The organism is uncultured Ferrovibrio sp. (genome assembly GCF_937960835.1).
Classification (GTDB): Bacteria; Pseudomonadota; Alphaproteobacteria; order Ferrovibrionales; family Ferrovibrionaceae; genus Ferrovibrio.
The window spans coordinates 23,167-36,122 of sequence record NZ_CALGPC010000012.1 but is presented as its reverse complement, the minus strand read 5'-3'; the positions used below and the strand labels follow the sequence as shown (position 1 = coordinate 36,122).

The following is a 12,956-nucleotide window of genomic DNA, read 5'->3' as shown; positions in this document are numbered from 1 at the left end:
AAGCCATGAACCGTTCGTTGCTCACTCTCCTCGTCATCGTGGTGGTGGTCCTTGGCTTCATCGTCAAGGGATCGGTATTCACCGTCCATCAGGCGCAGCAGGCCCTCGTCGTGCAGTTCGGCGATCCACGCCGCGTCATCTCCGAGCCCGGCCTGAACTTCAAGATCCCGCTGATCCAGGATGTCGTTTATTTCGACAAGCGCATCCTTGGCCTCGACGCCCAGCCGGAAGAAGTGCTGACCAGCGACCAGCGCCGCCTGGTGGTCGACAGCTTCGTGCGCTATCGCATCACCAATCCGCTGCTGTTCTATCAGACCGTCCGCAACGAGTTCGGCCTGCGCGGCCGCTTGGCGCCGAGCGTGGCCAACGCGCTGCGCGGCGCCTTCGGTAAGCTGGATGCTGTGTCGATCATCTCGGGCGACCGCCCGTCGGCGATGCAGCAGGTCTTCCGCAGCCTGCAGGAGAACGCCCAGCGCCTCGGCATCGAGGTGGTGGATGTGCGCGTCAAGCGCGCCGACTTCCCCGATGCGATCAGCCAGGCGATCTTCCGCCGCATGCAGACCGAGCGTCAGCGTGAGGCGAATGAGCAGCGCGCCACCGGCTTTGAGCTGGCCGAGCGCATCCGCGCCGAAGCCGAACGGCAGCGCACCGTGCTGCTGGCCGAGGCCCGCCGCAAGTCGGAAATCCTGCGCGGTGAAGGCGATGCCGAACGCACCCGCATCTTTGCCGAGGCGGCCAGCCGCGATCCGCAATTCTACGACTTCTACCGGTCGCTGCAGGCTTATTCGAAGGCGTTGCAGCAGAGCGACACGACCATGGTGCTGTCGCCGGATTCGGATTTCTTCCGGTATTTCGAGAATCCGGCAGGCACGCCTCGTCGTTCTCCCGCCCAGCGATAGGCGGCAGGAAGCACGCGTAACGGTCGCCGCCCGTCCGGGCGGCGAGGAGGTTGGAAGATGAAAGCGACCATGCAATTGCGGTTGATCCGCGCCTGCGCTGCAACGGCCGGACTTTTGTTCGTCATCCTGATCGGCGCGGCCGCCCAGGCGCGGCCGCCGGAGGGCGACTTTGCCGATCTGGCCGAGCAGCTTCTGCCTTCGGTGGTCAATATCTCGACCACCCAGACGCTGCAGAATCGCGGCCTGCCCGACGGCATGCCGCAATTCCCTCCCGGCTCACCGTTTGAGGAATTCTTCAAGGACTTCTTCGAGCGTCAGCAGCGCGGCGAGGGCAACCGTCCGCCGCGTCAGGTTTCCTCGCTGGGCTCGGGCTTCATCGTCGATCCGCGCGGCTATGTGGTGACCAACAACCACGTGATCGCCGAGGCCGATCAGGTGCGCGTCATCCTGCATGACAATACTGAACTGGAAGCCAAGATCGTCGGCCGCGATCCGGAAGTCGATATCGCCGTGCTGAAGGTCGAGCCGAAGAACGGCGAGTTCAGGGCGATCAAATGGGGTGATTCCGACAAGCTGCGCGTTGGCGAATGGACCCTGGCGATCGGCAATCCCTTCGGCCTTGGCGGCACGGTGACGGCGGGCATCATCTCGGCGCGCGGCCGCGACATCAATGCCGGTCGCTATGACGATTTCCTGCAGACCGACGCCTCGATCAACAAGGGCAATTCCGGCGGTCCGCTGTTCAACCGCAATGGCGAGGTGATCGGCATCAACACTGCGATCTTCTCCCAGTCGGGCGGCTCGATCGGCATTGGCTTTGCCGTGCCGGCCAATCTCGCCCGTCCGGTGGTGCAGCAGCTCATCGAATTCGGCCGCACCCGCCGTGGCTGGCTGGGCGTGCAGATCCAGTCGGTGACCGAAGAGATGGTGGAGGCTCTGGGCCTCGATAAGGCGCGCGGCGCGCTGGTCGCCAAGGTCGTGCCCGGCGGCCCGGCCGAGAAGGCGGGGATCGAATCCGGCGATGTCATCGTCAGCCTCGACGGCAAGCCGGTCGCGACCACCAATGCGCTGACCCGCGCGGTGGCCGAAACGCCGGTTGGGCGCACCGTCAATGTCGAGGTCATGCGCAAGGGCAAGAAGCGCACCGTGAAGGCCACGCTTGGCGAGCTTGAGACGGCGATGGCCTCGGCAAAAGAGGAAGGCAAGAACGGCAATGCGAACCGCCCGAAGGCTGGCCGCAACGAAACCGAGCTGGCTGACCTTGGCCTGCGGGTGTCGCCTTTGACCAAGGAGCTCCGGCAGCAGCACAACATCAAGGACGACGTCAAAGGCGTGGTGGTTACCGATGTCGATCCGGAAGGCCCGGCCGCAAAGCGCGATGTGCGTGTCGGCGACGTGATCATTGAAGTGGCGCAGTCGGAAGTCCGCACGCCGGACGACGTCACCGAGATGCTGAAGGCGCTGAAGGATGCGAAGCGCAAGGTGGCGTTGCTGCAGATCCAGCGCGGCGGCGAACCGCGCTTCGTGCCGGTGCCGTTGAAGTCGTAATTGGCAGCATCAGCCAATAAAAAGGCCGGCTTTGAGCCGGCCTTTTGTTTTCAGAGATGTCGGATTTTCAGCCCGGAATTTCTGTGACGTTCTGCACGATCTTGCCGACCAGGCCGTAAGTGACGGCATCCTCGGCGCTGATCCAGAAGTCGCGGTCGGTATCCTTTTCGATCTTCTCGATCGGCTGGCCGGTCTCGCGGGCGAAAATCTCGTTCAGGCGCCGGCGCATGCGGATGATCTCCTTGGCCTGGATCGCGACATCCGAGGCCGGGCCCATCGCGCCGCCCGCCGGCTGGTGCAGCAGGAAGCGGGTATTGGGCAGGGCGAAGCGGTTTTCCTTCTTCGCCGCCACGTAGATCAGCGCACCGGCCGAGGCCACCCAGCCGGTCCCGACGACACGGACTTCCGGCTTCACGAACTTGATCATGTCGTAGATCGTGTCGCCCGACTCGACATGGCCGCCCTGGCTGTTGATGAAGATGGTGATCGGATCATCGCCCTCGGCCTGCAGGGCCAGCAGGCGGGCGGACACGTCCTTGGCCACTTTCTGGTCGATGCCGCCATAGATCAGGATGGTGCGGGCCTTGAACAGGCGCTCCTCGATGCCGGCCGACTTCTCGCGGACCTTCTCGGCCTCGCCATTCTTCTCCGGCTCGTCCTCGTTCATGACGGCCAGATTGCGATGATTGGTGGGGTTCAGCATGCGCGGAAAACTCCTTGGAACGGGCTCAATTGGTATCCCATGGGGGCAGGGGGCTTGCAAGGCTCAGGCTGCTTTGGCCGGTGGCCGATCCGGGGCTGATACTGGTCCGGCCGGGGCGTTTCCGTTACGCTTTTGGCCGTTTTCGCTCCCCAAGAGATGAGGTCGCCCATGCTGAAAGGCAAGTCTGCCGTCGTCACCGGCTCCACCAGCGGTATCGGGCTCGGCATCGCCCGCGCGCTCGCCAAGGAAGGCGTCAACGTGATGCTGAACGGCTTCGGCGACGCGGCTGAGATCGAAAAGACCCGGGCCGGCCTGGCGGCGGAGGCCGGCGTAAAGGTGCTCTACGACGGTGCCGATATGAGCCAGGGCGAGGCCGTTGCGGGCTTCATCAAGAAGGCCGAGGACGCCTTCGGCGGCATCGACATCCTCATCAACAATGCCGGTATCCAGTTCGTCTCTGCGGTGGACGAATTCCCCGAGGCGAAATGGTCGGCGATCCAGAACATCATCCTCAATTCCACCTTCCACGCCACCAAGGCGGCCCTGCCGGGCATGAAGAAGAGGAACTGGGGCCGCGTGATCAACATCGTCTCGGCGCATGGCCTGGTCGCCTCGCCGTTCAAGTCGGCCTATGTCTCGGCCAAGCATGGCCAGATCGGCTTCACCAAGTCGGTGGCGCTGGAAGTGGCGGAAACCAACATCACGGTGAATGCGATCTGCCCGGGCTATGTGCGCACGCCGCTGGTGGAGGGTCAGATCGACGATCAGGCCAAGGTGCATAACATGCCGCGCGACAAGGTGATCCGCGAGGTGATCCTGGCATCGCAGCCGAACAAGCGATTCATCGAGATCGAGGAAGTTGCCGCGCTGGCACTGTTCCTCTGCGGCGAGATGGCCAAGTCGATCACCGGCACGGCCATCGCCATCGATGGTGGCTGGACCGCCCGGTAAGGCTAATCGTCATGCCCGGGCCCAGGTAACGCTTCTGGGCCGGGCATCTTGCCCAGAACGGCGAAAGACCCGCGAAATCAAGTCCGCGGGGGGACGCTTTTTTTACAGGTGATGCTTTTTGTACCGCTAACCGCGCCCGACGATCTCGTCGCGGCGATAGCCCTGCGCATAGAGCAAGGCCGTCAGATCGCCATGGCGCACGTTGAAGCGCGCTGCTTCCTGCACCTTCGGCTTGGCATGGAAGGCGATGCCCAGGCCGGCGGCGCGCAGCATGTCGAGGTCATTGGCGCCGTCGCCGACGGTGATGCAGTCGTCCAGGCTGATGCCGCGCTCTTGCGCTACGCGCTGCAAGGCTTCCAGCTTGGCCTCGCGGCCCAGGATCGGCTCACGCACTGCGCCGGTGATCACGCCGTCTTCGATGATCATATGGTTTGCCTGCTGATCGTCGAAGCCGAGCTTCATGGCTATCGGCACGGTGTAGTAGTCGAAACCGCCGGAAACCAGCACGGTATAGACGCCATTCTCCTTCAGCGTCTGCAGAAGCTGCATCGCGCCCGGCATCAGCTTGATCCGTTCGCCCGCCTTTTCCAGCAAGGTTGCCGGCTGGCCTTTCAGAAGGCCGACGCGCTCGCGCAGCGCGCCGTGGAAATCGATCTCGCCGTTCATGGCGCGGCGGGTGATCTCCGCCACCTGCGGGCCGATATCCGCCTCGAAGGCGATCTCGTCCAGCATCTCGTTGCGGATGATGGTGGATTCCATATCGGCAACCAGCGCCTTCTTGCGCCGGTTCTCCGGCTTCAGCACCAGGATGTCGACCGGGGCGCCGCGCAGCGCCACGCGGGCGGCCTTTTCGGCCTCGGCGGGGGCGACATTGTCGAAGGGAATGTCGCAGGCCACGCCCTGGTCCAGCCAATCCGCCGGACCGACCTTGCCCCGCGCCAAAGCCAGGGCATCGCGCACGGCATTGGCCAGTTTTGGCGTCAATACGGCGTTATGGGGGGCGGTGATCAGCGTCAGAATATTTTGCATTGATCTGTTCTAGGACTGTAGAAGGGGCGGCGCAACCCGGGCTGACCCTCCGTATGGACACCAAATTCGTTCCAATCATCATCCTTGCGGGTCCCACCGCCAGCGGCAAGTCGGCGCTGGGAATCGCCATTGCCGAGAAGATCGGGGGCATGATCATCAACGCCGACAGCATGCAGGTGTATCGCGACCTGCGGGTGATCACCGCGCGTCCCACCGACGAGGAGATGGCGCAGGTGCCGCATCGCCTCTATGGGGTACTGGATGGCGCGGCGCATGGTACGGCGGCGCTGTGGCGGGAAATGGCGCTTGAGGCCATCGCCGAAGCGGCTTCCTCCGGCCGGATCCCGATCCTGCTGGGCGGCACTGGCATGTATTTGCGCAGCCTGCTCGAAGGCCTGGTTGAAATCCCGCCGATCCCGGATGAAGCCAGGGCGGAGGCGCGCAAGCTGCTCGAAACCCTCGGTCCGGCCGGTCTGCATAAGGCGCTGGCAGAGCGCGACCCGCAAAGCGCCGCCCGGCTGAAGCCCGGCGACAGCCAGCGCCTGGTTCGCGCCTATGAGGTTGTCGCCGGCACCGGCCGCAGCCTGCTGGACTGGCAGAAGGAGGCGGCCGCGCCGTCCTTGCCCAATCCGGTCTTCAAGCTGCTGCTGCAGCCGCCGAGGGCTGCGCTTTACGCCCGGATTGACCGCCGGTTCGAGGCGATGGTGCAGGCCGGCGCGCTGGACGAGGCCCGCGCGGTGCTGGCCCGGACCGACCTGCCGCCCGACGCACCGATGCTGAAAGCCCATGGATTACCGGAACTTATGCGCCACCTGAAAGGCGAAATCGGGCTGGACGAAGCCGTTCGGATTGCCCAGGCCAACACCCGGCACTACGCTAAACGCCAGACCACCTGGTTCCGGCACCAGTTCCGGCCGGACCTGGTTGTGGAAAACGATCTTGGGCGGCAAGAAAATTTCAACCCTGAGGTGGAAATCTTTCCATTCATTGTGAGATACCTATTGACCGCCCGCGGAGGCGGCGTTTAGGTTGGCCGCCTTTCGCGGCCGGGGCCTCTCTGCCGTCGAAACGACTTCCCTTAGGAGAATGGTGCGTTATGCAGTCCGGTAAGCAGGCTGCGCCGGCCGAACAGATGTCCGGCGCCGAATTGGTGATCAAAGCCCTCATCGATCAGGGGGTTGAGGTCATTTTCGGCTATCCTGGCGGCGCCGTACTCCCGATCTATGACGCGCTGTTCAAGCAGAACGCGATCCGCCATGTGCTGGTGCGCCATGAGCAGGGCGCGGTTCATGCGGCGGAAGGCTATGCGCGTTCCACCGGGAAGCCCGGCGTGGTGCTGGTCACTTCCGGTCCGGGCGCGACCAATGCCGTTACCGGCCTGACCGATGCGTTGCTCGACTCCATTCCGGTGATCTGCCTGACCGGTCAGGTCGCCACGCATCTGATCGGCAGCGATGCCTTCCAGGAATGCGACACGACCGGCATCACCCGGCCCTGCACCAAGCACAATTATCTGGTGAAGGACGTCAACGATCTCGCCCGCGTCGTCCATGAGGCCTTCTATGTTGCGACGACTGGCCGTCCGGGTCCGGTGGTGATCGATCTGCCGAAGGATATCCAGGTCGCGCAGGGGCCCTATACCGGTCCGGCGAATGTGAAGCACAAGACCTATCGCCCGCGCGTCGATGGAGATGAGGCCAAGATCAAGGAAGCGGTGGCCTTGATGGCCGCAGCCGAGCGGCCGATCTTCTATACCGGTGGCGGCATCATCAATGCCGGTCCGCGCGCGTCCGAATTGCTGCGCGAACTGGTCAAGCTGACCGGTTTCCCGATCACCAACACTCTGATGGGCCTGGGCGCCTATCCTGGCACCGACAAGCAGTTCCTCGGCATGCTGGGCATGCATGGCACCTGGGAAGCCAATCATGCGATGCACGATTGCGATGTGATGATCGCCATCGGCGCCCGTTTCGATGACCGCATCACTGGCCGCCTGAATGCCTTCTCGCCGGGATCGAAGAAGATCCATGTCGACATCGATCCGTCCTCGCATAACAAGACGGTGCGCTGCGATCTCAACATCGTCGGCGATGCCTGCAAGGTGCTGGAGCAGATGATCGCTGCCTGGAAGCAGGGCGGCTACAAGCCGAACCGCAAGGCACTCGATGCCTGGTGGCAGCAGATCGATCAGTGGCGTGCCCGCGACTGCCTGAAATACAAGACCGATCCCAAGATCATCAAACCGCAGCAGGCGATCCAGCGCCTGTACGAGCTGACCAAGGACCGCGACACCTTCATCACCACGGAAGTGGGCCAGCATCAGATGTGGGCGGCGCAGTTCTACAAGTTCGACAAGCCGAACCGCTGGATGACTTCGGGCGGCCTGGGCACGATGGGCTATGGCCTGCCGGCTGCGGTCGGCGTGCAGATCGGCAATCCGGGCAAGCTGGTGGTCGATATCGCCGGCGAGGCCTCGATCCTGATGAACATCCAGGAACTCGGCACGGCGGCGCAGTATCGCCTGCCGGTGAAGGTCTTCATCCTGAACAACGAATATATGGGCATGGTGCGCCAGTGGCAGGAATTGCTGCATGGCGGCCGTTACTCGCAGAGCTATTCAGAAGCGCTGCCTGATTTCGTCAAGCTGGCGGAGGCCTTCCATTGCGTCGGCTTGCGCTGCACCGATCCGGCCGATCTCGATGGCGTGATCAAGGAGATGATCGCCATCGACCGTCCGGTGGTCGTCGATGTTGCTGTCGACAAGACGGAGAACTGCTTCCCCATGGTGCCTTCGGGCGCGGCGCATAACGAAATGATCGTCGCGGAAGAGGGCGGCGGCGATTCCGCCACCGTCAGTGAAGAAGGCATGGCTCTCGTCTGAGGCCGCTAGAAAATACGCGAAAGCTCAAGATCATGTCCGCGCCTAAGCAGCCGATCCAATCCCATATCCTCTCCGTGCTGGTCGACAACGAGCCGGGGATCCTGGCCCGCGTCGTCGGGATGTTCTCCGGCCGGGGGTACAATATCGAAAGCCTGACCGTGGCCGAGGTCTCCGATGCCGCGCATCTGTCGCGCATCACGGTCGTCACCTCCGGCCCTGCCAACGTCATCGAGCAGATCAAGGCCCAGCTCGGCCGCCTGGTGCCGGTGCATCGCGTGCACGATCTGACCGTCGAAGGGCCGCATGTCGCGCGCGAACTGGCGCTGATCAAGGTGGCCGGCACCGGCGAGAAACGCGTCGAATCCCTGCGCATAGCCGATATCTTCCGGGCGCGCGCCGTGGACTCGACCATCGAATCCTTCGTCTTCGAGCTGACCGGCACGCCGGAGAAGATTTCCGCCTTCATCGAACTGATGAAGCCGCTTGGTCTGGTTGACGTGTCGCGCACCGGCGTGGTCGCGATCAGCCGCGGCGCCCAGGCGATGTGATTTGCCGTTTTGAACTGAAATAACCAACGACGCAGTCCCGAGGAGATACGACAATGCGCGTTTACTACGACCGCGATGCGGACCTGAACCTGATCAAGGGCAAAAAGGTCGTCATCGTCGGCTATGGCAGCCAGGGCCACGCCCATGCAATGAACCTGAGAGACAGCGGCGTGAAGAATGTCGCTGTCGCCCTGCGCAAGGGTTCGGCCGGCGTGAAGAAGGCCGAAGAGGCCGGCTTCAAGGTGATGACCCCGGCTGAAGCCGCGAAATGGGCCGACGTCGTCATGGTGCTGACGCCCGACGAGGGCCAGTCGGACCTGTGGAACAACGACCTGCGCGACAACATGAAGGAAGGCGCCGCGCTTGCCTTCGCGCATGGCCTGAACATCCACTTCAACCTGATCGAGCCGCGCAAGGATCTCGACGTGTTCATGATCGCGCCGAAGGGCCCTGGCCATACGGTGCGTTCGGAATACCTCAAGGGCGGCGGCGTACCCTCGCTGGTGGCCGTGCATCAGAATGCCTCGGGCAACGCGCTGGAAATCGCGCTGTCCTACGCCTCCGCCATCGGCGGCGGCCGCGCCGGCATCATCGAGACCACCTTCCGCGAGGAATGCGAGACCGACCTGTTCGGCGAGCAGGCGGTGCTGTGCGGCGGTCTGGTCGAGCTGATCAAGGCGGGCTACGAGACGCTGGTCGAAGCCGGTTATGCGCCGGAGATGGCCTATTTCGAGTGCCTGCATGAAGTGAAGCTGATTGTCGACCTCATCTACGAGGGCGGCATCGCCAACATGAACTACTCGATCTCGAACACCGCCGAATACGGCGAATACGTCACCGGCCCGCGTATCATCACCGCCGAGACCAAGGCCGAGATGAAGCGCGTTCTGGAAGACATCCAGTCGGGCCGCTTCACTCGCAACTGGATGCTGGAGAACAAGGTCAATCAGACCTCGTTCAAGGCCATCCGCGCCAAGATGGCTGCGCATCCGATCGAGGAAGTCGGCGCCAAGCTGCGCGCGATGATGCCCTGGATCGCCAAGAACAAGCTGGTCGACAAGGACCGCTCGAACTAAGTCCGCAAGGACGTTGCGTCAGCGGCCGCCGGAGCAATCCGGCGGCCGTTTTCGTTTGTGCCAGGCCGCATCTGCCGTAGACTTCGCGCAAAACAGCAGGAGGAAACGTCATGGCCAAAGTCATTGTCGCCGGCGTCGGCATGATTCCGTTCGCGAAGCCCGGCGCCTCTGCCCCCTATGACGAGTTGGGCGCGGAGGCGGCCAGGCTGGCGCTGAAGGATGCAGGCATTGGCTACGATGCCGTGCAGCAGGCCTATGCGGGCTATGTCTATGGCGACAGCACCTGCGGCCAGAAGGCGCTCTATCGCGTCGGCATGACCGGCATTCCGGTGATCAACGTCAACAACAACTGCTCGACCGGCTCGACGGCCCTGTTCCTGGCGCGGCAGGCGGTCGAAAGCGGCGCGGCCGACTGCGTGCTTGCGCTCGGGTTCGAGCAGATGAAGCCCGGCGCTCTGGGCTCGGTCTATCAGGACCGCCCCAGCCCCTTTGTGGAATTCGACAAGGTCTGCGACGATATCGTCGGGCAGCCCGACATTCCGCTCGCCTTGCGCTATTTCGGCGGCGCGGGCTTAAGCCATATGCAGAAATACGGCACCAGGCTGGAGACCTTTGCGCGCATCCGCGCCAAGGCGAGCCGCCATGCCAAAAACAATCCGCTGGCGCTGTTCCGTCAGGAGGTCAGCGTCGATGACGTGATGAACGCGCAGGTGATCTGGCCCGGCGTGATGACGCGCCTGATGGCCTGCCCGCCGACCTGCGGCGCAGCGGCGGCCCTATTGGTATCGGAGACATTCGCCGCCAAACATGGCCTGCGCAGCGATATCCGCATCGCCGCGCAGGCGATGACGACGGATTATCCTTCGACTTTCGAGGCGCGCGACATGATGCAGGTGGTCGGCGCCGATATGAGCCGCGCGGCCGCCGATAAGGTCTATGAGCAGGCTGGCATCGGACCGGAGGATCTCGACGTGGTCGAGCTGCATGACTGCTTTGCCCATAACGAGCTGATCACCTACGAGGCGCTGGGGCTTTGCGCCGACGGCGAGGCCGAGCGCTTCGTCGAAGATGGCGACAACACCTATGGCGGCAAGGTCGTCACCAATCCATCCGGTGGACTGCTTTCGAAAGGCCACCCCCTCGGCGCCACCGGTCTTGCGCAATGCTACGAGCTGACGCATCAGCTTCGTGGCACGGCGGAAGCGCGGCAGGTGGAAGGCGCGCGCCTCGCGCTGCAGCATAATCTGGGCCTTGGCGGCGCCTGCGTGGTGACGCTGTATCAGCGCGCCTGACGAGAAACCTCATTTTAATGATCGAAATGTTCTAACGGCTGGAGGCGGTGCATGGGATGAACTGACCTCAGGTGGTCGCTTCCGCCGCCAATCGGCGATTGTAGATGCTTGCCCATGTGACAAAGCTGTTTCCGTCGAAAGGCTTTTGTCTACGTGGGTGCCACTTCATCTGTCCTGGTCGAGCCTCGGATTTATAGGATTGCAGCGTTTGTCCGGGCTGAAGCTGAGGTAGAAGGTAGTTTCCCCTCATGGCCTTAACCAGAATCCAGTCTGGAAGATCCTCCCAAAAATCATAGAGTGCTTTCGCGTAGTGCGGAGCAATTCCTGGTTCTCTGTCCAACTGGTCAAGACGGTCGGAATTGCTGGTCTGAAATACCAGTATCGTAAGTCCGTTTGAGCGGAAGGACAGCGCGGGTATCTCCGTCAGATAGAATGTGCTCCCCTGAACCCGCCAGCGTTCCGCCGCATCACAGGCGGCATTATAGCTGACGTGAAAACTGCCATCCTCCCGATACCACTCTGTCCAAGTTGAGTGCCATGCATTTCGCCCGTAGTAAAGGTAAAACAGCTTTACAACGTCTGCCGATATGACGCGATCGTCAGAATCCGTGTCGGCCTCCGTATAGCTGTCAATTTGGGGCGGTTTGCTCAACCAGTCCGCACGCAATGCCAGACGGCTCGTCACATCGGATTCGCACCGTGTGATCTCGGCCTGACTAAGCATGCCGAGAAACAGCGGATTGATGTCAGGCCCAAGGTCGCGAAACTCACCGTTAGCGATGGCACGAATCTCAAGAGAATGCAGTCCGCAATATTCGGCAATCTGGTCGAAACTGAGCCCGGTATTGTCGTACATCCAGCGTGCCAGCCTCTGAGGGCTGCGAACAAAGGCGGAGTCGAAGCGCATGGTGCGAATCGGAAGGGTAGAGAAATGTATTTTATAAGGCGCCCAGCAGCGTCAATCCGCCATCGACCAGCAGCGACTGGCCGGTGACGTAAGCCGCCAGCGGCGAAGCCAGGAACAGCACCGCGCCGGCGATGTCGTCCGGCGTGCCGGTGCGGCCCAGCGGCAGCTTGGCATTGAAGGCGGAGATGGCTTCCGGGCTGCTCTGGTTGGCGGTCATCTTGGTCGGCACGAAGCCGGGCCCGACGCCGTTCACGCGAATGCCCTGCTTGCCCCATTTCATCGCCAGCGCCTTGTTCAGATGCTTCAGGCCGATCTTGCTGGCCGAATAGGCCGGATTGTTGCGCGCCGCCTGCTCGGTCACCACGGAATCGAGATTGACGATGCAGCCCTGCCGTTTCGCCAGCGCGGGCTGCAGGCTGGTGCAAAGATCCATCACGCCGGTGAGATTGACATTGACCACGCGGGCGAAATGCTCGCGCTCGAATTCTTGGCCCTTGTAGAGGACGATGCCGACGCAGTTCACCAGAACATCCAGCGCATCGAACTTCGCCGTCACCGCTTTGACGGAAGCCGGATCGGACACATCAAGGCGATGGAAATCCAGGCCGCTGAAATCCTGATCGTAGGCCGAAGCTTCGCGCGTGCCGGTCACCGACACTTTCGCGCCAAGCGCTTCAAACGCGCGCGCCACGCCATAGCCGATGCCATCCGATCCGCCGGTGACGAGAACCGTCTTGCCGCTGAAATCCAATGCCTGCTGCCAAGCCGTCATGCTGTCCTCCCTCGACTCTGAGAGGCAGGTTAGCGGGGCTCTTTGCGGCTGGCGAGTTTACGCCGGGGCAGGCGGCTATGCGTCAGAGCTGCTCGATGACGATGGCGGACTCTATGACGATGCCCGTGACGGTCTGCTGCAGGACCAGAAAGCTCGCGGCTGGTAGCCTTCCAGTTGCGCCAGCTTGCGACGCGCCGATGGGCCGGGCCTGCCGGCGCGGGCAAGGGGCCGGGCGGGGCTCTGGCGGCTGCGGCGGCATAAAGGATCGCCTTGGCCGGCGCGGGGCTTCCCCCCAACAGGCGGGGGAGGGGGATGATCGCCTGCAAATGAAGCCGGCGGGCCGCTTTGAC

The 12,956-nt window shown here is 62.9% G+C and carries 12 protein-coding genes; 8 read left to right on the top strand and 4 right to left on the bottom strand.

Annotated features, from left to right (window positions below):
- Window positions 1-5 precede the first annotated feature (5 nt).
- Entirely contained in the window at window positions 6-899 is an 894-nt protein-coding gene (gene hflC / locus Q0603_RS12200; RefSeq protein ID WP_298726015.1) for a protease modulator HflC, read from the top strand.
- 57 nt (window positions 900-956) lie between these two features.
- On the top strand, window positions 957-2,447 hold the full coding sequence (locus tag Q0603_RS12195) for a DegQ family serine endoprotease (protein WP_298726013.1): 1,491 nt from the start codon (window positions 957-959) through the stop codon (window positions 2,445-2,447).
- A gap of 67 nt (window positions 2,448-2,514) precedes the next feature.
- Here Q0603_RS12195 and Q0603_RS12190 read toward each other — a convergent pair whose 3' ends face one another.
- Window positions 2,515-3,150: an ATP-dependent Clp protease proteolytic subunit gene (locus Q0603_RS12190; protein ID WP_298726011.1), complete on the bottom strand. Its 636-nt coding sequence runs from the start codon at window positions 3,148-3,150 to the stop codon at window positions 2,515-2,517.
- 168 nt (window positions 3,151-3,318) lie between these two features.
- Here Q0603_RS12190 and Q0603_RS12185 point away from each other — a divergent pair, with 168 nt between their 5' ends.
- Window positions 3,319-4,101 (top strand): 3-hydroxybutyrate dehydrogenase, encoded by a 783-nt coding sequence (locus Q0603_RS12185; protein ID WP_298726009.1) that lies wholly within the window; start codon window positions 3,319-3,321, stop codon window positions 4,099-4,101.
- 126 nt (window positions 4,102-4,227) lie between these two features.
- On the opposite strand, the gene serB is transcribed toward Q0603_RS12185, so the two are convergent.
- Complete coding sequence (gene serB, locus Q0603_RS12180) at window positions 4,228-5,130, bottom strand: phosphoserine phosphatase SerB (protein ID WP_298726007.1); 903 nt, start codon at window positions 5,128-5,130, stop codon at window positions 4,228-4,230.
- Window positions 5,131-5,183: 53 nt separating this feature from the next.
- Between serB and miaA the strand changes: the two genes are divergently transcribed.
- The 5 genes from miaA to Q0603_RS12155 all read left to right on the top strand — a co-directional run bounded on the left by miaA (window position 5,184) and on the right by Q0603_RS12155 (window position 10,927).
- Window positions 5,184-6,158, top strand: coding sequence for a tRNA (adenosine(37)-N6)-dimethylallyltransferase MiaA (miaA, locus tag Q0603_RS12175; protein ID WP_298726005.1), 975 nt, complete (start codon window positions 5,184-5,186; stop codon window positions 6,156-6,158).
- Between the two features lie 68 nt (window positions 6,159-6,226).
- A complete protein-coding gene (locus tag Q0603_RS12170) occupies window positions 6,227-8,011 on the top strand; it encodes an acetolactate synthase 3 large subunit (RefSeq protein WP_298726003.1) in 1,785 nt (594 codons plus the stop codon).
- 32 nt (window positions 8,012-8,043) lie between these two features.
- Window positions 8,044-8,559 (top strand): acetolactate synthase small subunit, encoded by a 516-nt coding sequence (gene ilvN, locus Q0603_RS12165; RefSeq protein WP_298726001.1) that lies wholly within the window; start codon window positions 8,044-8,046, stop codon window positions 8,557-8,559.
- 53 nt (window positions 8,560-8,612) lie between these two features.
- Window positions 8,613-9,635, top strand: a complete 1,023-nt coding sequence (ilvC, locus tag Q0603_RS12160) for a ketol-acid reductoisomerase (RefSeq protein ID WP_298726000.1) — start codon at window positions 8,613-8,615, stop codon at window positions 9,633-9,635.
- Window positions 9,636-9,745: 110 nt separating this feature from the next.
- Window positions 9,746-10,927, top strand: coding sequence for a lipid-transfer protein (locus Q0603_RS12155; protein ID WP_298725998.1), 1,182 nt, complete (start codon window positions 9,746-9,748; stop codon window positions 10,925-10,927).
- Window positions 10,928-10,994: 67 nt separating this feature from the next.
- Here the strand turns inward: Q0603_RS12155 and Q0603_RS12150 are convergent, their stop codons facing one another.
- Together Q0603_RS12150 and Q0603_RS12145 are read right to left on the bottom strand one after the other, a co-directional pair.
- The gene (locus tag Q0603_RS12150; RefSeq protein ID WP_298725997.1) at window positions 10,995-11,834 is read right to left on the bottom strand and encodes a hypothetical protein; all 840 of its coding nucleotides are present in this window, start codon (window positions 11,832-11,834) and stop codon (window positions 10,995-10,997) included.
- A 31-nt stretch (window positions 11,835-11,865) separates the two neighbouring features.
- Window positions 11,866-12,606 carry an SDR family oxidoreductase gene (locus Q0603_RS12145; protein ID WP_298725995.1) on the bottom strand — a complete coding sequence of 247 codons (741 nt, stop codon included), beginning with the start codon at window positions 12,604-12,606 and terminating at the stop codon, window positions 11,866-11,868.
- Window positions 12,607-12,956 lie beyond the last annotated feature (350 nt).